17 protein-coding genes are annotated in these 23,364 nt (G+C 68.0%); 5 read left to right on the top strand and 12 right to left on the bottom strand.

Annotated elements, in window-relative coordinates; genetic code table 11:
* Positions 1–8: 8 nt before the first annotated feature.
* Complete coding sequence (locus tag P7F68_RS10380) at positions 9–698, bottom strand: CsgG/HfaB family protein (RefSeq protein WP_270068698.1); 690 nt, start codon at positions 696–698, stop codon at positions 9–11.
* A 295-nt stretch (positions 699–993) separates the two neighbouring features.
* Between P7F68_RS10380 and P7F68_RS10385 the strand changes: the two genes are divergently transcribed.
* On the top strand, positions 994–3,996 hold the full coding sequence (locus P7F68_RS10385) for a hybrid sensor histidine kinase/response regulator (protein WP_277832931.1): 3,003 nt from the start codon (positions 994–996) through the stop codon (positions 3,994–3,996).
* Positions 3,997–4,034: 38 nt separating this feature from the next.
* Here P7F68_RS10385 and P7F68_RS10390 read toward each other — a convergent pair whose 3' ends face one another.
* The 4 genes from P7F68_RS10390 to P7F68_RS10405 form a co-directional block, all read right to left on the bottom strand.
* Positions 4,035–5,933: a putative bifunctional diguanylate cyclase/phosphodiesterase gene (locus P7F68_RS10390; RefSeq protein ID WP_277832932.1), complete on the bottom strand. Its 1,899-nt coding sequence runs from the start codon at positions 5,931–5,933 to the stop codon at positions 4,035–4,037.
* Positions 5,934–6,167: 234 nt separating this feature from the next.
* On the bottom strand, positions 6,168–8,342 hold the full coding sequence (gene katG, locus P7F68_RS10395; RefSeq protein ID WP_277832934.1) for a catalase/peroxidase HPI: 2,175 nt from the start codon (positions 8,340–8,342) through the stop codon (positions 6,168–6,170).
* Between the two features lie 228 nt (positions 8,343–8,570).
* Positions 8,571–11,648, bottom strand: a complete 3,078-nt coding sequence (locus P7F68_RS10400) for an AAA family ATPase (RefSeq protein ID WP_277832936.1) — start codon at positions 11,646–11,648, stop codon at positions 8,571–8,573.
* Positions 11,645–12,790: an exonuclease SbcCD subunit D gene (locus tag P7F68_RS10405; protein WP_002936010.1), complete on the bottom strand. Its 1,146-nt coding sequence runs from the start codon at positions 12,788–12,790 to the stop codon at positions 11,645–11,647. The genes P7F68_RS10400 and P7F68_RS10405 overlap by 4 nt, the downstream gene beginning before the upstream one ends.
* A 215-nt stretch (positions 12,791–13,005) precedes the next feature.
* On the opposite strand from P7F68_RS10405, the gene P7F68_RS10410 reads away from it, so the two are divergent.
* Positions 13,006–13,317, top strand: coding sequence for a BON domain-containing protein (locus P7F68_RS10410; protein WP_002925989.1), 312 nt, complete (start codon positions 13,006–13,008; stop codon positions 13,315–13,317).
* A gap of 109 nt (positions 13,318–13,426) precedes the next feature.
* On the top strand, positions 13,427–14,821 hold the full coding sequence (locus P7F68_RS10415; protein ID WP_277832941.1) for a CHASE3 domain-containing protein: 1,395 nt from the start codon (positions 13,427–13,429) through the stop codon (positions 14,819–14,821).
* Positions 14,822–14,847: 26 nt separating this feature from the next.
* Here P7F68_RS10415 and P7F68_RS10420 read toward each other — a convergent pair whose 3' ends face one another.
* From P7F68_RS10420 to P7F68_RS10435, 4 genes are all read right to left on the bottom strand, one after another.
* Positions 14,848–15,270: a response regulator gene (locus P7F68_RS10420; RefSeq protein ID WP_002925992.1), complete on the bottom strand. Its 423-nt coding sequence runs from the start codon at positions 15,268–15,270 to the stop codon at positions 14,848–14,850.
* Between the two features lie 7 nt (positions 15,271–15,277).
* Entirely contained in the window at positions 15,278–15,913 is a 636-nt protein-coding gene (locus P7F68_RS10425) for a response regulator (protein ID WP_002925994.1), read from the bottom strand.
* Positions 15,914–16,032: 119 nt separating this feature from the next.
* Positions 16,033–16,197 carry a DUF1328 domain-containing protein gene (locus P7F68_RS10430; protein WP_002925996.1) on the bottom strand — a complete coding sequence of 55 codons (165 nt, stop codon included), beginning with the start codon at positions 16,195–16,197 and terminating at the stop codon, positions 16,033–16,035.
* Between the two features lie 72 nt (positions 16,198–16,269).
* Entirely contained in the window at positions 16,270–16,467 is a 198-nt protein-coding gene (locus P7F68_RS10435) for a CsbD family protein (RefSeq protein ID WP_002925999.1), read from the bottom strand.
* A gap of 314 nt (positions 16,468–16,781) precedes the next feature.
* On the opposite strand from P7F68_RS10435, the gene P7F68_RS10440 reads away from it, so the two are divergent.
* Positions 16,782–18,407, top strand: coding sequence for an ABC-F family ATPase (locus tag P7F68_RS10440; RefSeq protein ID WP_002936011.1), 1,626 nt, complete (start codon positions 16,782–16,784; stop codon positions 18,405–18,407).
* A 1-nt stretch (position 18,408) separates the two neighbouring features.
* On the opposite strand, the gene P7F68_RS10445 is transcribed toward P7F68_RS10440, so the two are convergent.
* The 3 genes from P7F68_RS10445 to P7F68_RS10455 are packed head-to-tail and all read right to left on the bottom strand — an operon-like array spanning position 18,409 to position 22,763.
* A complete protein-coding gene (locus P7F68_RS10445; protein ID WP_277832946.1) occupies positions 18,409–19,197 on the bottom strand; it encodes a 3'-5' exonuclease in 789 nt (262 codons plus the stop codon).
* 10 nt (positions 19,198–19,207) lie between these two features.
* Positions 19,208–21,085 carry a DUF294 nucleotidyltransferase-like domain-containing protein gene (locus P7F68_RS10450; protein ID WP_277832948.1) on the bottom strand — a complete coding sequence of 626 codons (1,878 nt, stop codon included), beginning with the start codon at positions 21,083–21,085 and terminating at the stop codon, positions 19,208–19,210.
* 46 nt (positions 21,086–21,131) lie between these two features.
* On the bottom strand, positions 21,132–22,763 hold the full coding sequence (locus P7F68_RS10455; protein WP_002926006.1) for a BCCT family transporter: 1,632 nt from the start codon (positions 22,761–22,763) through the stop codon (positions 21,132–21,134).
* A 194-nt stretch (positions 22,764–22,957) separates the two neighbouring features.
* On the opposite strand from P7F68_RS10455, the gene P7F68_RS10460 reads away from it, so the two are divergent.
* Positions 22,958–23,347, top strand: a complete 390-nt coding sequence (locus tag P7F68_RS10460) for a PTS sugar transporter subunit IIA (protein ID WP_002926009.1) — start codon at positions 22,958–22,960, stop codon at positions 23,345–23,347.
* Positions 23,348–23,364 lie beyond the last annotated feature (17 nt).

Consider the following 23,364-nt stretch of genomic DNA (forward strand, 5'->3'; position numbering starts at 1 on the left):
CGTGCCGATCAGCGGCCGGGTTGCCAGGCGCCGGACTCGATACCCTCGACCAGGCGGTTGACCGCTTCGCGCATGGCGAGGTCGAGCACCTTGCCATTGAGCGTGGAGTCGTAGCCCGCGGTGCCGCCGAAGCCGATGACCTCACGGTTGTCGAGGCTGTACTCGCCTGCGCCCTGGGCCGAATAGACCACTTCCGAGGTCTCGACGTTGACCACGTTGAGATTGACCTTGGCGTAGGCGATCTGCGACTTGCCGCGCCCAAGGATGCCGAACAGCTGCTTGTCGCCGGTTTCCTTGCGGCCGAACTCGGTGACGTCGCCGGTGATGACGAAGGTAGCGCCCTTGATGTTCTGCGCCGACTTGGCGAGCGCCGCCTCCTGCTTGATCTCCGCCATGTTGTCGCGGTCGAGCACGTTGAAGCGCCCGGTCTGCTGCAGATGGGTGATCAGGACGGTCTTGGCCTGGCTGCCGAGGCGGTCGACACCATCGGTGAAGATGCCGCGCATGAAGCTGGAGCGGTTATCGAACTTGCCCACGGCGATGAGGCTGCGCTGACCGGTGTATACCGTGCCGGCCGAGGCCACCTTGGCCACCTCCAGCGTGCGCGACTGCTCGGTGGCGCAACCGCCGAGCAAGGCTGCGCCGCCAAGCAGCGCAATACCAACGGCGAGGGTGCGGAAAGCGGGTTTGCGAGGCATCTGGGCCGGCTCCGTAATATGTCAATGGAAAAGCCCGGCATTCTGCCGCAAAGCGCAGCCTTGTGCATGCGCACATGATCGAGGCACAACCCGGACGCCATCGCCTTCACCCCCTCGCGGCTGGCGCCGCTCCCACGGCGGGAACAAGCGCCGCAGCCAATCCTCTCCGATGGTGCATAATTATGGCCTGCTTTGCCCCCTGGCCGACGACCACGCGCCGTTGCCGTGCGATGCCATATCGTTCGCCCACTCTGCGCTGCCCCCGGGCCGGGCCAACGCACTGCCCGCTGCCGACATGAACACTGCCACCCTCTCCGCCGCCCCTGCCCAAACCGCAGACGGCATACGCACGCTGTGGCTGCGGTTCATCCTGCCGCTGGCCCTCATCTCGCTGCTGATGAGCGTGACCGGGGTGGTCGGCTACCGCTACCTGAGCGAGGAGATCCGTCGCGAGACGCACCGCACGCTGGCGGTGATCGCCGAGCAGAAGCGCCAGCAGATCGAGAACTCGCTGCACGAGACCCGGATCGACGCCGAATCCTACTTCTCGGCCGATTCACGCTTCGAAAGCCTGTACGCCACCTGGCTGGCGGGCGGACGGGGCGACGGCGTCCGCCTCGAGCGCATGCGCGAGCATCTCGTCGAGATCGCGCGCCGCCGCGGCTGGGGCGGGCTGGCCATCGTCGATGCCGGACTGCGGCCGGTGCTGAGCATCTGCGGCACCGATATCGGGCCCTTGCATGCACTGGCGGCAGACATCCTCGCGCGCCCCCGGGTCGAGCTCATCGACCTGCACCGTGACGCCGCGGGCGAGGTGCAGTATGGCGTGCTGGCACCCATCGGCGAGCCGGGTGCAGCGCGGGGCGTGGTGTATCTGACCTGGAAGGCCAGCGCTGCGCTCTACCCCCTGGTCGAATCCTGGCCCGTGCCGACGCACACCGCCGAAACCTATCTCGTGCGCCGCGACCCGGCCGGCGTGCGCTTTCTCACGCCCTTGCGGCACGCCCCCGAGCCGGCCCTGGCGCTCACCCGCCCGCTCGACGCGCCTGCGCTGCCCGCAGCGCGCGCGGTGGAAGGGCAGCTCGGCATTCTCGAGAATGGGCGCGACTACCGCGGCGTGCCGGTGCTCGCCTATGCGGCCGCGGTCGGCGGCACACCGTGGCTGATGCTCGCCGAGATCGACGAACGCGAAGCCTACGCCGGCATCCGCACCATGGCCTGGGCCACCGCGCTGGCGATGGGCCTGGGCCTGGTGCTGGTCTATTCCGGCGGCTACCTGCTATGGCGGCGCGACCAGGAACGCCAGGAGCTTGCCGCACTGCAGGCCCAGCGCGCGGCCGAGGCGCGCTTCCGGGTGATGTTCGAGCAGGCGCCGCTCGGCGTCGTGCTGCTCGACTCGGAAAGCGGACGGATCACCGAGGCCAACCGGCGCTTTGCCGAGATCGTCGGCCGCCCGGTTGCGGAACTGACCGGACTCGACCCCGCACGCATCACCCACCCCGAGGACGTGGAAGCCGGCCTGAGCGAGCTCGATCGCCTGCGCCGCGGCGCCAGCACCGGCTACCGGCTCAGCAAGCGCTACCTGCGGCCGGACGGTTCGACGGTGTGGGCGAGCCTGACCTGCGCGCCGGTGCGGGTGTATTCCGAGCCCGCGCCGCGCTACCTCGTCATCGTGGAGGACATCAGCGCGCGCAAGGAGATGGAAGAACGCCTGCGCCAGGCTACCGCCACTGCCGAGGCGGCCAATGCGGCCAAGAGCGAGTTCCTCGCCCACATGAGCCACGAGATCCGCACGCCGATGAACGCGGTGCTCGGGCTGGCCCAAGTGCTTGAGCGCGAGCCGCTCGCCGCCAACCAGCGCGACATGGTCGAGCGCATTCGCAGCGCGGGCCAGTCGCTGCTCACCATCCTCAATGACGTACTCGACCTGTCCAAGATCGAAGCCGGCCAGTTGCGCATCGAGCCGCGGCCGTTCGACCTCGGCGTGCTGCTCGCCAACGTCGACAGCCTGATGGGCCAGGCTGCGCGTGCCAAGGGGCTGGCGCTGCATGTGGACGCCCCCGCCCCGCTCGAGCACGCGCTCCTCGGCGACGGCTTGCGCATCGAGCAGGTGCTGTTCAACCTCACCGCGAACGCGATCAAGTTCACCGAGCGCGGCGAAGTCACGGTGCGGGTGCGCGCGCATGACTGCGGCGCAGCAGCACTGCGGCTGCGGGTCGACATCCTCGATACCGGCATCGGCATCGCTCCGGAGGCGCTCGGCCGCCTGTTCGCACCGTTTGCCCAGGCTGACGCAGGCATCGCGCGCCGCTTCGGCGGCACCGGGCTGGGCTTGTCGATCTGCAAGCGCCTGGTCGAACTGATGGACGGCGAGATCGGCGTCGACAGCCGGGTCGGCGAAGGCAGCCTGTTCTGGTTCGAGATCCCGGTGACACGCGTCAGCGCCGACGAGATACGCCGGCTCGCGCCGCGCCGGCATGCACAGCCGCGCGGCCCGCGCCTGCAGGGCGCTCACCTGCTGGTGGTCGACGACAGCGCAATGAACCGCGACCTGGTCGAACGCGCCCTCCGCCTCGAGGGTGCGACCGCGACCCTGGCCGCAGACGGCCAGCAGGCGGTGCAGCTGTTGCGCACCCGCCCCGACGGCTTCGACGCGGTGCTGATGGACGTGCAGATGCCGGTGATGGATGGCCTGAGTGCAACGCGCGCAATCCGCGGCGAGCTCGGCCTGGGCACGCTGCCCATCATCGTGTTCACCGCAGGCGTGCGCGAGGACCAGCGCGCCGCCGCCCGCGACGCAGGCGCCGACGACGTGCTGCCCAAGCCCATGGACCTGGACCAGATGGCCGAACTGCTGGCGCATTGGGTAACGCCGCGCCAGGCCTCGCCCGCCGCTCCCGCCCCAGCGCCCGCAGAAACAGCCGCAGCCACACCGGGCGACGGCTTTCCGGCCATCCCCGGCATCGACCGCGAACGCGCCATGCAACGTCTCGGCGGCGACGCATCGATGTTCTGCAGCCTGCTGCAGATGTTTGCCGAGGACAACGCCCGTGCCGTGGCCGACGCACGTGCCGAACTCGCCCGCGGCGATCGCGCCAGTGCCGGACGCCGGCTCCATACCCTGGCGAGCAACGCCGGCTTCCTGTGCGCGCTCGATCTCATGCAGGCCGCGCGGGCACTCGAGGACGCCGTCGACCGTAGCGAGGCAAGTGCAGAGGCACTGGACGCGGCGCTGTCAGCACTGGAAACCCAGGTCGCCACGCTGATCGCCGACAGTCTGCCCTGGCAAGCGGGCTGATCGCCACCGGCACGCGCCTGGCGCGGCCGACTTCGCACTCAGCGCCGGTCGGCGGCGACGAACTGGCTGACGAACGCCGCTTCGGGTACCGGCCTGCCGCTGTAGAAGCCCTGGTGCAGATCGACACCGAGTTCGCTGAGGTGCACCAGCTGGGCCGAGGTCTCGACGCCCTCGGCCACGACCTCCAGCTCCAGGCTGTGCGCCATGGCGACGATCGCGGGGATGAGCGCCGCACCGTCGCCGTAATTGCCATCGTCATCGAACAGCGCGGCCACGAAGCTGCGGTCGATCTTGAGGCTGGTAAAGGGCAGGCGGTGCAGGTAGGAGAGCGATGAGTAGCCGGTGCCGAAGTCGTCCAGCGCCAGCCGCATGCCACGCTGGCGCAGCGTACGCAGCGCGGCAACATGGTCGCCCTCGGCGCGCAGCAGCATCGATTCGGTGATCTCCAGCTCGATCAGGGCCGGGTCGACGCCATGGCGCTCGACGGCGGCAAGCACGCGCACAAGCAGGTCGCCGCTCCAGAACTGGCGCGGCGACAGGTTGATGGCCATGCGCAGGGGGTAGGGCAGGCTGTCGCGCCAGCGCGCTGCGCAGGCCGTCGCGTTGTCCAGCACCCAGTCGCCGATCGGCACGATGAGCCCGGTCTCTTCCGCGACCGGGATGAAGCGATCGGGGGCGATCCACTCGTCACCGTCATGCCAGCGCAGCAGCGCCTCGGCGCCGAACAGGCGACCGGTCGCAGTCTCGAACTGGGGCTGGTAATGCAGTTCGAAGCTGCCGTGTTCGATCGCCCGGCGCAGGCGCACCTCCATCGACGCGCGGTGCAGCACGCGCTCCTTCATCTCCGGGGTGTGCCAGCGGACCGTGCCGCCGCCGTCGCGCTTGGCGGCGTACATCGCGGTGTCGGCATTGCGCAGCAACTGCTCGGCGTCGGCCGCGTCGTCCGGGAACATGCTGAGGCCGAGGCTGGCACCGACGTGAAGGTGGTTGCCGTCGGTGACGAAGGGCGACTCCAGGAGTTCGAGCAGCGCCCGCGCCCGCGACTCGGCAAGCTCGCGGCCAGCAACTCCGGGCATGAGCACGATGAACTCGTCGCCTCCCTGGCGCGCCAGCACCTCGCCGTTGGCCAGGCCGCAAACCAGGCGCTCCGCGACGGCTTGCAACAGGTGGTCGCCGAGACGGTGGCCCAGCGAGTCGTTGATGTCCTTGAAGCGGTCGAGGTCGATGAACACCAGTGCCACCTGGCCACCAGCGGCCGTCGCTGCCGTCAATGCCTCGGCCAGACGTTCTGCGAGCAGGAAGCGGTTGGGCAGGCCGGTGAGCTGGTCGTGCTCGGCCAGATAGGCGATCTGCGCCTCGTGGCGCTTGCGCTCGGTAATGTCGGTGACCGAGCCCGACATCTGGTAGGCAACGCCGCGGCGGTCACGCACGGCGATGCCACGCGATGCGATCCAGCGGTACTCGCCGCTGTGCGAGCGTACCCGGTACTCACAGTAGAAGAACGGCGTCCTGCCTTTGAGATGCTCGGCCACGGTGCGGTTGTAGTGCGCGCGGTCGTCCGGGTGCACCAGCGCCAGCCAGGCGTGCGTATCGAGCAGGAAGTTCTGGCTGTAGCCAAGGATCTCCAGCAGGCGGTGGCCAACGTCGAGACGCTTGCTGACCGGGTCCCAGTCCCAGAAGCCGTCGTGCGCGGCCTGCATCGCCAACCGATAGGCGCGCTGAGTCGCCCGCAGGCGCTGCACCTGGGCGCCCGTACTCACCGCGACGTAGAGGAAGACAACGGCCAGCGCCAGGTGCACGCCCGGCGGCCAACCCCAGTGCCGAAACAGGAGGAAGAGCAGAACCAGCAACAGCAAGCCGGCGACGCGCACGGCAATCGCCCGCCCGCCTGCGAGCAGCCGAGCCGCTGAATCGGTCGCCAGCAGGTTCATCGCCATGCCCGTGGACGCGCTGCTAGGGCCATGGCGCAAGGGCCGAAATCGATCATCGTCCTCCGCCGCAAAGCGGGATCGTCAACAAAAAATGGGCGGTGTCAGCCGACACCGCCCGCAGAAGCTTAACGAGGAATGGGACGCCTTGCAGCATCAATCGCCCACGCGCCGCGGGCCCTTTGCAAGCGTCATTGCACCCCCTTTCGCCGCAGCCGAGGCGGCGAAAGGGTTACGCAGCGATCAGCCGAGATCGAAGCGGTCGGCGTTCATCACCTTCGTCCAGGCTGCGACGAAGTCACGCACGAACTTCTCCCTGCTGTCGTCCTGCGCGTACAACTCGGCGTAGGCGCGCAGGATGGAGTTGGAGCCGAACACCAGATCGACCCGGGTTGCGGTCCATTTCTTCGCGCCGCTCTTGCGCTCGACGATGTCGTAGCTGTTGCGCCCGGTGGGCTTCCAGCTGTAGCGCATGTCGGTCAGATTGACGAAGAAGTCGTTGGTGAGCGCGCCGACACGATCGGTGAACACGCCGTGCTGGCTGCCGCCGTGGTTGGTGCCGAGCACACGCAGACCGCCGATCAGCACGGTCATCTCGGGCGCCGTGAGCCCGAGCAGCTGGGCGCGGTCGAGCAGCATCTCCTCGGGCTGCACGACGTAGTGCTTCTTCTGCCAGTTGCGGAAGCCGTCATGCTCCGGCTCGAGCACGGCGAAGGACTCGACGTCGGTCTGCGCCTGGCTGGCATCGCCGCGCCCGGGGGCGAAGGGCACCTCGACATCGAAGCCAGCGGCCTTGATCGCCTGCTCCAGGCCGACGTTGCCGCCGAGCACGATGACGTCGGCCACGCTGGCGCCGGTCTCGCCGGCGATCTTCTCGTAGGCGGCGAGCACCCTGGCGAGGCGCGCCGGCTCGTTGCCTTCCCAGTCCTTCTGCGGCGCAAGGCGGATGCGCGCACCATTGGCACCACCGCGCTTGTCCGAGCCACGGAAGGTGCGCGCACTGTCCCAGGCGGTGGCGACCAGGTCGCCGACCGACAGGCCGGCAGCAGCGATCTTCGCCTTCACCGCCGCCAAGTCGTAGTTCTTGTTGCCGGCGGGCACCGGGTCCTGCCAGATGAGATCTTCAGCCGGTACGTCGGGGCCGATGTAGCGCGCCTTCGGCCCCATGTCGCGGTGGGTCAGCTTGAACCAGGCGCGGGCGAAGACTTCTTCGAAGTAGGCCTGGTCGTCGCGGAAGCGTTCGGCGATCTTGCGGTACTCGGGGTCGAACTTGAGCGCCATGTCGGCGTCGGTCATCATCGGCTTGCAACGGATCGACGGGTCCTCGACGTCGACCGGCATGTCTTCCTCGGCGATGTTCACCGGCTCCCACTGCCAGGCGCCGGCAGGCGATTTCTGCAGCCACCAGTCGTGCTTGAACAGCATGTCGAAGTAGCCGTTGTCCCACTGCGTGGGCTTGGACGTCCACGCGCCTTCGATGCCGCTGGTCACGGTGTCACGGCCGATGCCGCGGGTCTTGTGGTTCACCCAGCCGAAGCCCTGGTCTTCGATGTCCGCGCCTTCCGGTGCAGGGCCGAGGTTGGCTGCGCTGCCGTTGCCATGCGCCTTGCCGACGGTGTGGCCACCCGCGGTGAGCGCGACGGTCTCCTCGTCGTTCATCGCCATGCGGGCGAATGTCACGCGCATGTCGTGGGCGGTCTTGAAGGGGTCGGGCTTGCCGTCGACACCCTCGGGGTTCACGTAGATGAGGCCCATCATCACCGCGGCGAGCGGATTCTCGAGGTCGCGCTCGCCGGAGTAGCGCGAGCCCTCGCCGCCGCTGGGGGCGAGCCATTCCTTCTCGGAGCCCCAGTAGATGTCCTTCTCGGGGTGCCAGATGTCCTCGCGGCCGAAGCCGAAACCGAAGGTCTTGAAGCCCATCGACTCGTAGGCCATGTTGCCGGCGAGAATGATGAGGTCGGCCCAGCTCACCTTGTTGCCGTACTTGCGCTTGATCGGCCACAGCAGGCGGCGGGCCTTGTCGAGGTTGCCGTTGTCGGGCCAGGAGTTGAGCGGGGCGAAACGCTGGTTGCCGGTGCCTGCGCCGCCACGACCGTCGGCGATGCGGTAGGTGCCGGCCGCGTGCCAGGCCATGCGGATCATCAGGCCGCCGTAGTGGCCCCAGTCGGCCGGCCACCACTCCTGGCTGTCGGTCATCAGCGCCTTGAGATCCTTCTTGAGCGCCTCGACGTCGAGCTTCTTGAGTTCTTCCCGATAGTCGAAGTCCGCGCCCAGCGGGTTCGACTTGCTGTCGTGCTGGTGGAGGATGTCCAGATTGAGCGCGTTGGGCCACCACGCCATCACCGAGTTGCTGGAAGCCGTGTTCGCGCCATGCATCACCGGGCAACCGCCGGCCGTGTTGTTGTCATTCCCGCTCATCATGTTCTCCTGTAATGGTCCATCTCACCTACGGAAAAAGGCAGCGCAAGCGACTCGCCCAAGCTGACGCCCCGAGGCCTGCAACACACACGACCGACACGGTCGCCGTGCTCCCCGACTGCCCATGACTTCAGCTTAGCAAAGGAATTGACAATTGAAAGCAATAACATCGATTGCAACACGCTATCGACACCGATCCCGGCAATCGCCTGGAGCAGCCGGCGAGGCCTAGGTCTTCACTCTGATCCGGCTGCCCCGGGTGCCCCACACGACGTCGACCGCAACATCGATCTGCTGTTTCATCTCCTCCACGTGCGAGATCACCCCCACCATGCGGCCGCGCTGCTGCAGGTCGATCAGCGCCCGCATCGCCAGTTCCAGCGACTCCGGGTCGAGGCTGCCGAAGCCCTCGTCGATGAACAGGGTGTCGAGCTGTACACCGCCGGCGTAGCCCTGGACGACATCGGACAGGCCGAGCGCAAGCGCCAGCGAGGCCATGAAGCCCTCCCCGCCGGACAGCGTGGCGGCCGGGCGGCTGCGGCCGGTGTACTCGTCGACGACCTCCAGATCGAGGCCGGCGGCACGACGCGCATCGGCAACGTCCTCGCGACGCTGGAGCTGGTAGCGGCCGCGGCTCATCGCCGTCAGACGCAGCGAAGCCGCACGCAGCACGTCATCGAGCAGTGCCGCGAGCACATAGCGCTGGAAGGTGAGATTGCGCCCATTGTTGCCGTTGGCGATGTCGGCAAGATGACCGACGATGCGGTACTCGGCCTCGATTGCGCCGGATTCGCGCGCGATGAGGTCGAGACGCGCAAGCGTGTCGGCGAGGGCGGACAGGGCGCCGCGGGCCTGGGCGATGCGATCGAGCACGGCCTCGACCGCGGCACGGGCCGCAGCGGCACGGGCTTCGAGGGCATCGAGATCGGGGCGCGCCAGCCCGGCAATGGCGCTCAGGGCGCGCTCGGCACGTTCGCGGGCAGCTGCATGGCGCTGTTCAGCCTCGCGGATCGCAGCGTCCAGGGCAGCGATGCGCTCGGCAGGCAGCAAGGCGGCACGCCACGCAGCCTCGCCACCCGATTCGCTACCGCCCTCCGCCGCGAAGCCCGCGGTGACCAGCGCCTCGGCAAACTGGAGGCGCGCCTCATCGACGCGCGTCGCGGCCACGGCCACGCTCTCGGCCAGGGTGGCGCTCTGGGCCTGCAACGCAGCGACACGGCGCGCTGCCTGGTCATGCATTGCCTGTGCCTGCTGCAGCACGCGTTCGAGCTGGGCACGTCGCGCCTGGGCCTCCGCCAGCGCAGCCTGCAGCGCAACCGGGCTGCGCAAGGCCTCGGGCACGCCGGCGCGACGCTCCGCGGCCACCTGCGCAGCGGCATGCGCGGCGCTGGCGGCCGAGACGGCTTGCGTACGCGCCTGTTCGGCCGCTGCCGCAACGTCGGCAGTGGCATGCTCGACGGCGAGCAATTGCGTGCGCAATGTGGCGAGCTCGGTCGCCGCTGCGTGCGCGGCGTCGAGCTGATGGCGCAGCTGTGCAGGTTCGGCATCCGCGCGATCCGGTTCGTCGTCACCCGCCGGGGCCAGTGCCGACGCCCGCGTGTCCACTTCGGCCGCTGCCGCGGCGCATGCCAGTTCGGCGGCATTGAGCGCCTGGCGGGCGGCATCGAGCGCACTGTCAGCCGCGCGCGCCTGCTCCGCAGCCGCCTGCAGCGCCTGTTCGGTGGGCAGTTCATCCGCATGCACGGCGGGCGCAGGATGGTTGGCGCTGCCGCATACCGGACAGGGCTCGCCGTCATGCAGATGGCGGGCAAGGATGGCGGCCTGGGCCTGGCGCCAGCGCATGTCCAGCGTGGCGAAGGCGGCGCGGGCGGCACTGGCGCCCTGCATGGCGGAATCGCACGCCTGGCGGGCCTTGGCTGCGGTGGCTTCGTGGCGCCCGAGTTGGGTACGAGCGGCAGCCAGCGCCGCAAGCGCACGGGCACGCTGCTCGGCCTGCTGCAGGCGCAGTTCGAGGCTGGCAGCCGCGCCGGCCAGCGCTTGCAGGTTGTCGATGCGGGCGAGGAGCGCGCTGCGCTGGCTGGCCAGCGCCTGCTGGCGGGCATCGGCGGCGGCGAGCACCTTGTCGGCGGCGAGCCGGGCGGCCGCGCAACGGCTCGCCTCTGTGTCGGCCTGGGCCAGGCGGGTGACGGCCTCGCCGAGCGCCTCCAGGCGCAACACCTCGCGCTGGGCGGCGTCGCGCTCGGGCGCACGCACATGCTCGGCCTGCAAGGCAGCCTCGGCCCCGCTCAGCTGCTGCGCTGCGGCCGCCGTGTCTGCCGCGGCCTGCGCGGCGCGCGTGCGCGCCTCGTCGGCACTGCGGCGGGCGGCGGCGAACGCACTGTCGGCCGGCACCACCAGCGCCGCCCGGCGCGCCTGCGCCAGGCGCTGGCGCAGGGTGTCGAGCTCGGCCAGGCCGGTCTCCAAGGCCCGCAAAGCGGTCTTCGCCGCATCCGCTTCGGCAAACTGCGCTTGGGCCGCCTGGCCTTGCTGCAGGGCGGTGCGCGCAGCGGCATCGTCGGCGCGCGCCTGCGCTTCGGCGCCGGTCAGTACCGCCAGTTCGGCCTGCAGTGCGTCGCGGCGGGCCAGCAGCGCCTCGGGTGCGTCAGCGCCAGCCTGATCGAGCAAGGTGCGGCGTTGCAGCGCGGCCTTCTCGCCACGCTCGCGCAGCGCGGCGGCGTCGGCCTTGAGGGCATCCTGCAGACGCTTGTAGGTGGCGGTGGCGAACAGGGTCTCGAGGATCTTCTCGCGCTCGGCCGAGCTCGCCGCGAGGAGCTTGCGGAACTGCCCCTGCGGCAGCACCACCACCTGGCGGAACTGTTCGGCCTTGAAGCCGAGCAGCTCTTCGACCAGCGCACCAACCTCGGTGGTCTTCTGCGCCAGCGGCGTCCAGGTCTCGCCGTCCGCCTCGAGGCGGTAAAGCTCGGCACGGGCGAGCACCTTGACCAGCTTGTCGCCACGCAGCGCCGCACGCTCCTGCTCGGGCACGCGGCGCACGCGGTAGTGGCGCTGGCCGAGGGCGAACTCGAACTCGACCTCGGTCTGCACGCTGGCGTCGGCATGGTGGCTGCGCATTTCACGCGCGCTGCGCTCGCCGCCCGAGGTGTCGCCGTAGAGGGCGTAGGTGATGCCGTCGAGGATGGACGTCTTGCCGGCGCCGGTGGGGCCGGCGATCAGGAACAGGCAGCCGGGCGGCAACAAGGTGAAGTCCACCGTTTCACGGCCGGCGAAGGGACCGAAGGCCTGCAGGTTGAGCTTGAGCGGTTTCATGCGCTGCGCGCCTCCAGCTCGATGCGGTCGACGATGCGTTCGAGCGCAGCCTGTGCGGCAGGCTCGAGCGCGAGTCCGGTGGTGTCACGATGGAAGCTGGCGAACAGGTCCTGGATGCGGGTGCGGCGGTGGTCGGCGTGGGCACGGCCGGGGCCGTCGCCGGTGAGCACGGGGCGCTCGATGGCGAGCGCGTTCGGGTAGGCCGTGCGCAGCTTGCCCATGGCGTCGAGGAGCGCACCGCTGTCGGTGAGGCGGGCGAGCAGGTAGTCGTCACGCGCCGGGTCGGAGGCAGCGGCGGCGACGATGGCTTCGAGCGTGCCTTCCACGATACGCAGGTCGCGGCGTGGCGTGAGCGCAATGCGCTCGACGCTGCACACGCCCGCGCCGTCGAGCTCGACCAGGGTCACGGACTTGCGCTGGTCCGCCTCGGAGAACGCGTACTTCAGCAGCGAGCCGGCGTACTGGATGCGCGCCTCGCCCACCTGCTGCGCACGGTGCAGGTGACCGAGCGCGACGTAATCGAAGCCGGCGAACACCTCGGCACCGACCGCCCCCGTGCCCCCTACCGACAGCGGACGCTCGGACTCGCTCTCTGCGCCGCCCTGCACGAAGGCGTGGGCAACCACGACCACGCGCCGGCCCGGCGCCCGCGCGGCACGCACGGCCGCAGTCTGCGCGGCAAGCGCGGCGTGGTGGTCGGTGACCGTATCGTCGCCACTGACGCTGCGCACCAGCGCGGGCTCGGCATAGGGCAAGGCATGGATCTCGACCTCGCCGTGCGCATCGTTCAGCACCAGCGGCGCCGCAGCCCACTCCACCGGGCCACGCACCAGGAGCCCTGCGCGCTGCAGCAGGCCGGAGCCGAAGGCGAGACGATCGGGGCCGTCGTGGTTGCCCGCAATCATCACCACCGGAATCCTCAACCCGAGCACGAGCTGCTCGAGGACGCGGTCGAGCAGGCGCAACGCCTCTGCGGGCGGCACCGAACGGTCGTAGATGTCACCGGCAAGCAGCACGGCGTCGGGCCGGGTATCGGCAGCGATACGCACGAACTGCTGCAGCGCATGGTCCTGGTCTTCGAGCAGGGAGACGCCGTGATAGACACGGCCAAGATGCCAGTCGGCGGAGTGAAGGAAGCGCATCGGGAGAGGATGGTTGCAGTGGGAGGCATACCGCCGGCGCGGACACCACCGCGCGCTCAGGCAGCGCGGCTCGACGGTGCCGTGCGGGAATCGTCCTACAGCGCAATCCGCACTGTCGGACAGCGTGCAGTCGCCACGGAGCATACATTTGAATCGCATCTCACGGGCGGCGACAGCCGTCCCGCCCCGGTGACATTCCCGTCAAGGAGACCATCATGAAACACACCGCCGTTAGCCTCGCACTTTCCGGCCTGCTCGCCTTCACTGCCGTCGGTTGTGCTGTTACCCGCGACCAATCGACCGTGGGCGAATATGTGGATGACGCCACCGTGACCGCCCGCGTGAAGGCCCGGTTCGCCGACGACCCCACCGTAAGCGCGCTGGCGATCAGCGTCGAGACGCTGAGGGGCACGGTGCAACTGTCCGGCTTCGCCAAGAGCAGTACCGAACGCAATCGTGCCGCCGAGATCGCACGCGGCACCCCAGGGGTGAGGACGGTAAAGAACGACATCGCGATCCGGCCCTGATCGAACCACTGCAAACGCGGCGGCACCGTGCGGGCACAGTGGCGGCCCGCTCGGCCACTCGGGGACAGCGGGACAAGTACCCGGCCTTGGACTAGCATAGGACACGTTCATGCGCCCACTCCCGGAGGATATGCCCTTGCCGCCCGCGCCGTCCCGTCTTCCGACCCCGCGTACCGGCCTGCTGCTGGTGGTGCTCCTGCTGAGCTTTGCGCTTGGCTCGGCGTGGCTGGTGGCAGGCCAGTGGCAGTCTGAATCGAGTCGTGCGGCCCTGGAGGATCTGCGCGCGCGAACTACACGCCTGCACCACCTCGACACCCTGCTGCTGCAGGTACTCGACGCTGAATCGAGCGTGCGCGGCTACCTGCTCACCCTGAACCCGGGCTACCTCACTCCTTATCAGGACGGTCCGCAGGCACTCGAGCGCACGCTCGACGCGCTGCGTGCAGACGTCTGGACAAGTGTCGATCAGCGCGAGGCCGTGGAGCATCTGGCACTACTGGTCGATATGCGCTGGAGCCTGCTCAGCCGGGCGATCGAGCGCGGCGTACCTGCCGACGCCGACCTTCCGGACGGCGGCCCCGGCAAGCAGGTGACCGACGATCTGCGGACGCGCATCAGGGCACTGCGCACGCAGACCCAGGCCGAGATCGACGCCACCCAGGACGGTGCTTTCGAACGCTTTGGCGATGCACGCGCGATGAACCGCGTGCTCGGCGCCAGCGTGCTCGCCTTGCTGCTGGTGCTGGTCGTCGTGCTCTACCGCCAGGACCGCCTGCGCGAACACATTGCAAACCTGCTGCGCTCGGAGAACGACCGCCTGCACACGGAGGTCGCCCATCGCACCCAGGCGCTCAGCAGCCTGGCCACTTACCTGACCAACGCCCGCGAAGCCGAGCAGGCCCGCCTGGCACGCGAACTGCACGACGAGCTCGGCGCCCTGCTCACGGCCGCCAAGCTCGACGCCGGGTGGATTGCACGCAAACTGCCGGCGGAGACGATGACGGCGCTGCGCAGCCGCTTCGACCGCCTGCTCGACACCCTGAACCAGGGGATTGCGCTCAAGCGCAAGGTGGTGGCTGACCTGCGCCCTCCGCTGCTGTCCGAGCTCGGCCTTGTCGAGGCGCTGCGCGCACTGCCCGACAGCGGTGACATCGGCGAGCATGGCGGCAAGCTCGAGATCGAGTTGCCAGACGCACTGCCCGAACTGCCTGCGCAGACCGCGCTCGCGCTCTATCGCATCGCCCAGGAAGCGCTCACCAACGTGCGCCGCTATGCTTCGGCCACTCGTGTGCAACTACGCCTCCACACCGAGGGCGACGAGCTGGTACTGGAGATCGAGGACAACGGTGTCGGCTTCGACCCTTCAGCACGCGACCACGACCGTCACGGCCTGGCGGGCATGGCACACCGCGTGCAGATGCTGACTGGGCGGCTGGACATCGACAGCCGCCCAGGCGCTGGCACCCGCATCAGTGCGCGCGTACCCTTCGCACGCATGCATTGAGCGTGGAGCCATGTTCCGGCGCTGGCTCAGGAGCCAGGCTCGGGGAGCGCAGCCTGCACGAATTCGACCAACTCATCGAGCTGGAAAGACTTGTCGAAGAAGCGCTCGGCGCCAAACTGTTCGCAGCGCGCCCGCACCGGCGGGTGACCGTAGTTGGAGAACACCACGGCTCGCGGACGACCGAAACGCTCAGGTTCGGCCTGCAACCGCTGCAACACGCCCAGGCCGCTTCCGGCGCGCAACTCGAGATCGATGATCGCCAGATCAGGATGCAGGCGCTCGAGTGCTGCAAGCGCGTCCTGCTCGTCCGCGGCCGCCGCCACCACGCCCACGCCATCGAGCTCCTCGAGCATGTCCCGCAGCATGCCGCACAGCAGCGCCGAATCCTCGACCAGGACGATGCGCAACACAGGCGGGTCGTCAGGGCGGGGCGATGCAGTCATCGACATGACGGCCTCACTCGAGAATCAGCCCGTGACGCAGCGCATAGGTCGCGAGCTCGGCATTGCTGGCCACGCCGAGCTTTTCAAGCAGACGCGTGCGGTAGGTACTGACCGTCTTTACACTCAGACTGAGCACGCCGGCGATGTCCGACACCGACTCGCCACGTGCGAGGCGCAGAAAGACCTGGAGTTCGCGGTCAGACAGCTTGTCATGCGCGGCGCCGGACGCTCCGCCGGCCAAGGTCTCGGCAAGCAGCTCTGCCGTGCGCGGCGACAAGTAGCGCCGCCCCTGCGCGACGGTGCGAATGGCGTTGATCAGGTCCTCGCGGGTGCAGTCCTTGCACAGGTAACCATCCGCGCCGTTGCGAATCATCGCCAGCGCATAGCGTTCCTCGGGAAAGCCCGACAGCACCAGAATGCGCAGCTTGTCGTAGCGCTGGCGCGCGGCGCGCAGCACGTCGACCCCGCTCTGCCCAGGCAGCGAGAGGTCCAGCAACAGCACATCGGTCTCATGCTCGCGCAAGCCCTGTAGCGCCTCCTCGCCTGACGCGGCCTCGAACGGAAACTCGAACCCCAGCTCGTCTGCAAGCATCTCGCGAAAGCCTGCACGCACGATCTGGTGGTCATCGACGATGGCGATACGCAGCATGTCCGACGGTCCCATTCACGATGAAACGCTTGAAAGCATAGCCGATGCGCCGACCGCCCATCCAGGCGTCGGCCATCGGCAAACATCCCGCGGCACGGCTGGCGGACACGGGTGCGGACTCATCGCCCCTTGGCAAGATTGACCAGGAAGCTGGCAATGGCCATGACCAGGAACACGACGAACAGGATCTTGGCGATACCAGCCGCACCGGCGGCGATGCCGCCGAAGCCGAACACGGCTGCGATCAGCGCGATGATGAAAAAGATTACGGCATAGTGCAGCATGATGGTCTCCTTTGTCGGCAGCGCCGCCGGGCACGCGCCGCTACCGCGGCCGCCCGGCGCGCTCGGGTGGGCTCAGAAACGGCTTTCCCATTCCTTGACCTGACGCTCGGCCTCGTCGCGGGTGATGCCGTAGCGCTCCTGCAGGCGACCGGCCAGTTCGGTGCGGCGGCCCGCGATGACGTCAAAGTCGTCGTCGGTGAGCTTGCCCCACTGCTGCTGGACCTTGCCCTTGAGTTGCTTCCAGTTGCCTTCGATGATGTCCTTGTTCATGGTTGCTCTCCTTGAAGTTGAGGGTGCAGCGTGGTGCCTTTTGCATGGGAGCCGCCCTTGCTCGGCTCACGGCTCCACTTTAGGCGCCCCCCTGCTCCCGTCCCATCGGCCCGGTCCGAAACCAACGTCGGACTATTCCGACATCACCCCGCGACGGGCAGGACGCAGGCGGCACACCCCAAGTAGCTGCACCGGCCCGCGAACGCTGGAAACGCTGCCGCCGAACGCCCCCTCGGACGGCTGCCGCCCGGCACCAGCGCCCTTGCCTGCGCTATAATCCAACGCTTTGTTTTATCTGAACTTCAGGACTCTCCGTGCTCGTCGCAGCCAACATCACCATGCAGTTCGGGGCCAAGCCCCTGTTCGAGAACGTCTCCGTCAAGTTCGGCGACGGCAACCGCTACGGCCTGATCGGGGCCAACGGGGCCGGCAAGTCGACCTTCATGAAGATCCTGTGCGGCGCCCTCGAAGCCAGCGCAGGCAACGTCTCCAAGGATGTCCATGAGCGCATGGCCTACCTGCGCCAGGACCAGTTCGCCTACGAGGACATGCGCGTACTCGACGTGGTGATGATGGGCCACGAGGAACTGTGGGCGGCGATCAAGGAGCGCGACGCGATCTACGCCAACCCGGACGCCACCGAAGACGACTACATGCACGCCGCCGAACTCGAGGGCAAGGTGGGTGAGTACGACGGCTACACCGCCGAGTCGCGCGCCGGGGAACTGCTGCTGGGCGTGGGCATCGGCACCGAACTGCACAACGGCCCGATGAGCGAGGTCGCCCCGGGCTGGAAGCTGCGCGTGCTGCTGTGCCAGGCGCTGTTTGCCAATCCCGACATCCTGCTGCTCGACGAGCCGACCAACAACCTCGACATCAACACCATCCGCTGGCTCGAGGACGTGCTCAACAATCGTGACTGCACGATGATCATCATCTCGCACGATCGCCACTTCCTGAACCAGGTGTGCACCCACATGGCCGACCTGGACTACGGCACGATCACGATCTATCCGGGCAACTACGACGACTACATGGAAGCGTCGACGATGGCGCGCGAGCGCCAGTCTTCGGCCAACGCCCGCGCCAAGGACAAGATCCAGGAGCTGCAGGCCTTCGTGCGCCGCTTCTCGGCCAACAAGTCCAAGGCCAAGCAGGCCACCAGCCGCCTCAAGCTGATCGACAAGCTCAAGCCCGAGGACGTCAAGCCGTCCAGCCGTCAGTACCCGTGGATCCGCTTCGACTACGACGAAAAGGACAAGCTGCACCGCCTGGCCTGCGAGGTGGACAACATCTCCTTCGCCTACGAGGGCATGGACAAGCCGCTCATCAACCGCTTCTCGATCGCCATCGAGGCCGGCGAACGCGTCGCCATCATCGGCGAGAACGGCGTCGGCAAGACCACCCTGTTGAAGCTGCTGGTGGGCGAGCTTGCGCCGCAGAAGGGTGCCATCAAGTGGGCTGAGAAGGCCAAGCCCGGCTACTACGCCCAGGATCACTCGAGCGATTTCGCCGAGGACGTCAGCCTGACCGACTGGATCGCGCCCTACTCGCGCATCACCGCCGCCGCCACCGGCGAGGACAACGAGACCCTGCTGCGCGGCACGCTCGGCCGCCTGCTGTTCTCGGGCGACGAGGTGAAGAAGTCGGTCAAGGTGATCTCCGGTGGCGAGCAGGGCCGCATGCTGTTCGGCAAGCTGATGCTGTCGCGCCCCAACGTGCTGCTGATGGACGAGCCGACCAACCACCTCGACATGGAATCGATCGAGTCGCTCAACAGCGGCCTCGAGAAGTTCTCCGGCACGCTGATCTTCATCTCCCACGACCGCGAGTTCGTGTCATCGCTCGCCACCCGCATCATCGAGATCAAGCTGGACCGGCAGATCGTGGATTACCGCGGGACCTACGAGGAGTACCTGCAGAGCCAGGGCCTCGACTGATTCACTGCCACAGCGCGCGCAGCGGCGTATCCGGCGCGAACCGGTGCGCCACCTGCGCCTGCAGCAGCTCGGCGGTGGCGAGCGCGTCGGTCAGCGCGTGGTGGGCGCGGTAGCGCGGCAGGCGGTAGCGTTCGCGGCTGTCGGCGAGGCGAATCGACACCTGGTCGTGCTTGCGGCCAAACAGGCGGGCGCGGAGGTTTGCAAGCCAAGAGCCCGTCGCTGGCGCACGATGCAGGCGCGCCTCCAGCTCCATGGTGTCGATCACCGGAAACTCGATGCCTTCGCCGATGCGCGCCTTGAGCGCTGCGGCCAGGAAGCTGCGCTCGATGTCGCCGCAATGCACCACCACGACGCGGCCGGCCAACGCCGGCAGCAGTTCGTCCACGATGGCGCCGAGATCGGGTGCGGAGGCGATCTGCGCGTGGGTGATGGCGTGGATCGTCACCGACTCGGGGTGCAGCTCGGCACGCGGGCGCACCACCCAGTAGCGCGAGGCGCTCGAGCGGATGCAGGTGAGATCCATCGGCACCACGCCGATGCTGACGATCTCGTCGCGAACCGGGTCGAGCCCGGTGGTCTCGACGTCGAGCGCGACCATCTGCACGTTCTTGAGCGGCGTTTCGCCCGCGACCGTGCCTGCCGCATAGAAGCGATGCAGGCGCGGATCGCGTGCGGCGGCGGCGAGTTCGGCGAAGCGCGCCGGCCAGTCCGGAACGGCGCGGGCGCGCGGCTCACCGCTGCGTGCAGGCGCGGCGGGCGCGTCCTTCCTGAGGTCGCCAAGGTGAAGCATGGCCGCGCCCTTAGTTCGCCCGCCCGGGCTGGTAGCGGTACTTGAGGAATTTCTGCGCGTTGCCGAGGATCAGGAAGGCATCGCGCAGACTCTTGCGTTCGAATTCGGACAGCTTCTCGGGGTCGATGCTGTTGTCCGGCTCTTCACCTGCGGCGAGTGACTCGGCCTGGTGGCGGGCGCGCACCATGGCGATGAATTCCAGTGCGTCGTAGAGGTCCTGGCCGCGGCCAAGCGGCAGGATGGCGGCGTCGATGACGTCCTTCAGGCGCTCGAAGGAGTTGAGTGCCATCGAGCCGATCGCCAGCGCGTGGACGCGGGTCAGGTCCGCGAGCGGCGCGGTGCCGCGGCGCTTGATGTTGATGACGCGGCTGTGGCGGCCATCGGATTCGACCACGAAATCCTTGAAGAAACCCAGCGGTGGCGTGCGCTGCAGCGCGTTGCGTGCCATGCAGGCGAGGAAGCGCGAGTTGCCCTTGGCCTTGCGCGCGATCAGCTCGCGCAGCCGCGTTGCCCACTCCAACCGCCCCCAGACGCCGTCGAGGTCGAAGAAGATGCCGGCGTTGAGCAGCGACTCGGGCGTGGGACGCTCGATCCAGTCCGTGAAGGTGCGCTCCCACACCTTGAGCGGCTGGCGCCAGCGTTCGTTGGTCGCCATCACGCCGCCACTGCAGTAGCTGTAGCCGCAGCGCGCCAGGCCGTCGCTGACGAATGCGGCAAGCGCCCTGAAGTAGGCGTCGTGCTGCACGGGGTCGAAGCGGTCGTCGAGCACCAGGGCGTTGTCCTGGTCGGTGACGATCATCTGCTCCTGGCGCGCCATCGAGCCGAGCGCGAGGAAGCAGTAGGGCACGGGCGGCGCGCCAAGCTCGGCCTCGGCCAGCTCGAGCAGGCGCTGCTTGAAGCTGCGCCCGATCGCGGCCATGGCGCTGCCGATCATGTTGGCGCTGGCGTCCTCGGCCACCATGCGTGCGAAGCAGGCGCGCACCTCGGGTACGAGGGCGGCGAGTTCATCCACCGAGTGCTGGCGGAAGATGCTGCCGACCAGGAACAGGCTGCTGCGAGACTCGTAGCGGATGATGTCCGACAGCGCGATCACACCCAGCGGACGCTGATTCCTGAGCACCGGCAGGTGATGCACGTTGTGGCGCAGCATCGCCAGCATGGCCTCGAACACGAGCTGGTTGTGGTTCACCGACACCACGCCGGCCGACATGATCTCGGTCACCGGGGTGTCGTAAGGCAGGCCGGGGGCAACCAGGCGTGTGCGCAGGTCGCGGTCGGTGACGATGCCGGCAAGCTGCGGCAGATCGGGCACCTCCGGGTTGTGCTCGAGAATGAGAAGCGAGGACACGCCCTCCGCGCTCATGCGTTGCGCCACCTCGCGCGCACTGGCGGTGCTGGACAAGGTTACCGCGCTACGTCCGACCAGGGTGTCGATCGTCGCCGACAGCAGGTCGTTGGACTCCTCGCGCTTGGAGACCACCTGGCGCAGCCGTGTGCGGTCCTCGACCTCCACCAGGTCGGCGAAGCTCTCGTGCTGGTCGAAAAGCTCGGCGAAGAGCTCGCGCGGAATCAGGTACAGCAGCGTGTCTTCCAGCGCAGTGACCGGAAAACGCACCCGCCCGTTGCGCAGCAGGCCGAACTCGCCGAAGTAGCCGCCGGCGGTGAGGCGGTTGTAGAGCGTGCCGTTGCGGCGGAAGACCTCCACCGCACCGCTGCGCACCACATGCCAGGACTCGGCCACCTGGCCGAACTCGACGATCGCCTCGCCCGCTTTGTAGTAGCGCACGTCGATCGCCGCCGCCACCCGCTGCAGTACCTCGTCGGGCAGTTCGTCGAAGGGCGGATGGGCGCGCAGGAAGTCGAGGATCTCGAGTTGTTCGATCTGCATGGCGGGCAGCAGTGGCGAGGGCGAGAGAGAATCGTAGCGCAAGCCTTCAGCCCGTACGCGGCTCCGAGGCCAGGCCCTTGATCACCGCCACCGCCGACATCAGCAGCACGATGGTAAACGGCAGGCCGGTCGACACCGCCATCGCCTGCAAGGCCACCAGACCACCGCCAAGAATCAGCGCAACCGCCACCAGCCCTTCGAAGGTGCACCAGAACACGCGCTGCGGCATCGGCGCATCCACCTTGCCGCCTGCGGAGATGACGTCGATCACCAGCGACCCGGAGTCGGACGAGGTGACGAAGAACACGACCACGAGCACGATGGCGACGAACGAGGTGATCGAGGCCAGCGGCAGCGCGTCGAGCATGGTGAATAGCTGCAGGGGCAAGGCGGCGCCGGCGGCAGCCTCGTAGCCATCCCTGACGAGCTGGCTGATCGCGGTCTCGCCGAATACCGTCATCCACATCACGCAGGCCAGCGAGGGCACGATCAGCACCGAGACGATGAACTCGCGCACCGTGCGCCCACGCGACACGCGTGCAATGAACATGCCGACGAAGGGCGACCAGGAGATCCACCATGCCCAGTAGAAGGCGGTCCAGCCCTGCGAGAAGTTGGCATCGTCACGCCCGATCGGGTTGGCGAGCGCGGGCAGGTTCTGCAGGTAGGCGCCGAGATTGGAGAAGAAGCCGGTCAGGATCGCCAGCGTGGGCCCCACTGCCACCACGAACAGCAACAGCACGACCGCGAGCACCATGTTGATCTCGGACAGGCGCTTGACCCCCGCGTCCAACCCCGCCACCACCGACACCAGTGCAATGGCGGTGATCGCAATCACCAGCACGACCTGGGTGGTGTTGCCGAGCGGTACGTCGAACAGGTAGTTGAGCCCCGCCGAGGCCTGCGCGGCGCCGAAGCCGAGCGAGGTGGCCAGACCGAACAGTGTGGCAAATACGGCAAGGATGTCGATGACGTGCCCCGGCCAGCCCCATACACGCTCGCCGAGCAGCGGATAGAACACCGAGCGCACGGTCAGCGGCAGGCCCTTGTTGAACGAAAACAGGGCCAGGCCGAGCGCCAGGATGGCGTAGATCGCCCACGGGTGCAGCGCCCAGTGGTAGATGGTCGCTGCCATGGCGAGACGGGTCGCCGCCTCGGCATCGCCCGCTGCGGCCCCCAGAGGCGCCCAGTCGGTGCGCACGCCGTCCTCGACCACGGTGCCGCCAAAAGCGCTGCCGAAGTGGGACAAGGGCTCGGAGACGCCGAAGAACATCAGCCCGATCCCCATGCCGGCCGCGAACAGCATCGAGAACCAGCCGAGATAGGAGTAGTCGGGCTTCGCCTCGGTACCGCCCAGCCTGACCTTGCCGAGCGGCGACACCGCCAGGCCCAGGCAGACCAGCACGAAGACGTTGCCGGCGCTGATGAAGAACCAGTCGAGGTGTGTCGTCAGCCAGCCGCGCAGGCCACTGAAGAGGGGCTCGACATGGTTCTGGAAGGCCAGGGTGAGAATCACGAAGGCGACCACGGCGAGGCCGGAGATCGCGAATACGCGGTTGTGGATGTCGAGGCCAAGCGGCCCCACGTTAACGATGATGTTGTCCTGGCCAACCTTGTAGTCGGTGTCGATCGGATTGACCTGGCCATCGGGGGACATCGGATCCCTGCGCTCTGTCATTCCAGCTCCTTGTCGTTATATGAAGGGAGGCCGCAGCACTTGCGGCACGAGCCGTAACGGGTCGAGCGAGACATTTTAACATTTGTCCAAATTAAATTTGCCTGGTTTTCAAAATACCCTTTACCCGCCGCACACCGGCCAACGGACGCCCCCCGCACAGACTCGGCTAGAATCACGCCCAGCGGAGAACGGACATGATCGGCATCTTTCTGATAACGCATGGCACGCTGGGCGAATCGCTCATCCAGTGCTGCTGCCATGTGCTCAACAAACGGCCTGTGCAGATCGCGCAGCTTGGCGTATCGGCGCAGGACGACCCCCTGGACGTGCTGCCGCTGGCGCGCAACATGCTGGGCTGGGTCGATGGCGGCGAAGGCGTGCTCGTGCTCACCGACATCTACGGCGCCACGCCGAGCAACATCGCGGCCAAGCTGGTGATGCCGGGCCGCATCGAACTGGTCGCCGGCGTGAACCTGCCGATGCTGCTGCGCGTACTGACCTATCGCGAACGTGACATGCCGACCCTGGTCAAGCGTGCGGTATCGGGCGCCTGCGACGGCGTCCTGCACGTCGACGCCAACTGAACGCGAAGAATAACGAG

The sequence above is a fragment of the Thauera mechernichensis genome, from assembly GCF_029588855.1.
Lineage (GTDB): Bacteria > Pseudomonadota > Gammaproteobacteria > Burkholderiales > Rhodocyclaceae > Thauera > Thauera mechernichensis.

Bases quoted from the DNA above. Each gene is read 5' to 3' on its own strand.
- P7F68_RS10380 (WP_270068698.1), bottom strand. From the start codon at position 698: ATGCCTCGCAAACCCGCTTTCCGCACCCTCGCCGTTGGTATTGCGCTG.
- P7F68_RS10385 (WP_277832931.1), top strand. From the start codon at position 994: ATGAACACTGCCACCCTCTCCGCCGCCCCTGCCCAAACCGCAGACGGC.
- P7F68_RS10390 (WP_277832932.1), bottom strand. From the start codon at position 5,933: ATGGCGATGAACCTGCTGGCGACCGATTCAGCGGCTCGGCTGCTCGCA.
- katG (WP_277832934.1), bottom strand. From the start codon at position 8,342: ATGAGCGGGAATGACAACAACACGGCCGGCGGTTGCCCGGTGATGCAT.
- P7F68_RS10400 (WP_277832936.1), bottom strand. From the start codon at position 11,648: ATGAAACCGCTCAAGCTCAACCTGCAGGCCTTCGGTCCCTTCGCCGGC.
- P7F68_RS10405 (WP_002936010.1), bottom strand. From the start codon at position 12,790: ATGCGCTTCCTTCACTCCGCCGACTGGCATCTTGGCCGTGTCTATCAC.
- P7F68_RS10410 (WP_002925989.1), top strand. From the start codon at position 13,006: ATGAAACACACCGCCGTTAGCCTCGCACTTTCCGGCCTGCTCGCCTTC.
- P7F68_RS10415 (WP_277832941.1), top strand. From the start codon at position 13,427: ATGCGCCCACTCCCGGAGGATATGCCCTTGCCGCCCGCGCCGTCCCGT.
- P7F68_RS10420 (WP_002925992.1), bottom strand. From the start codon at position 15,270: ATGTCGATGACTGCATCGCCCCGCCCTGACGACCCGCCTGTGTTGCGC.
- P7F68_RS10425 (WP_002925994.1), bottom strand. From the start codon at position 15,913: ATGCTGCGTATCGCCATCGTCGATGACCACCAGATCGTGCGTGCAGGC.
- P7F68_RS10430 (WP_002925996.1), bottom strand. From the start codon at position 16,197: ATGCTGCACTATGCCGTAATCTTTTTCATCATCGCGCTGATCGCAGCC.
- P7F68_RS10435 (WP_002925999.1), bottom strand. From the start codon at position 16,467: ATGAACAAGGACATCATCGAAGGCAACTGGAAGCAACTCAAGGGCAAG.
- P7F68_RS10445 (WP_277832946.1), bottom strand. From the start codon at position 19,197: ATGCTTCACCTTGGCGACCTCAGGAAGGACGCGCCCGCCGCGCCTGCA.
- P7F68_RS10450 (WP_277832948.1), bottom strand. From the start codon at position 21,085: ATGCAGATCGAACAACTCGAGATCCTCGACTTCCTGCGCGCCCATCCG.
- P7F68_RS10455 (WP_002926006.1), bottom strand. From the start codon at position 22,763: ATGACAGAGCGCAGGGATCCGATGTCCCCCGATGGCCAGGTCAATCCG.
- P7F68_RS10460 (WP_002926009.1), top strand. From the start codon at position 22,958: ATGATCGGCATCTTTCTGATAACGCATGGCACGCTGGGCGAATCGCTC.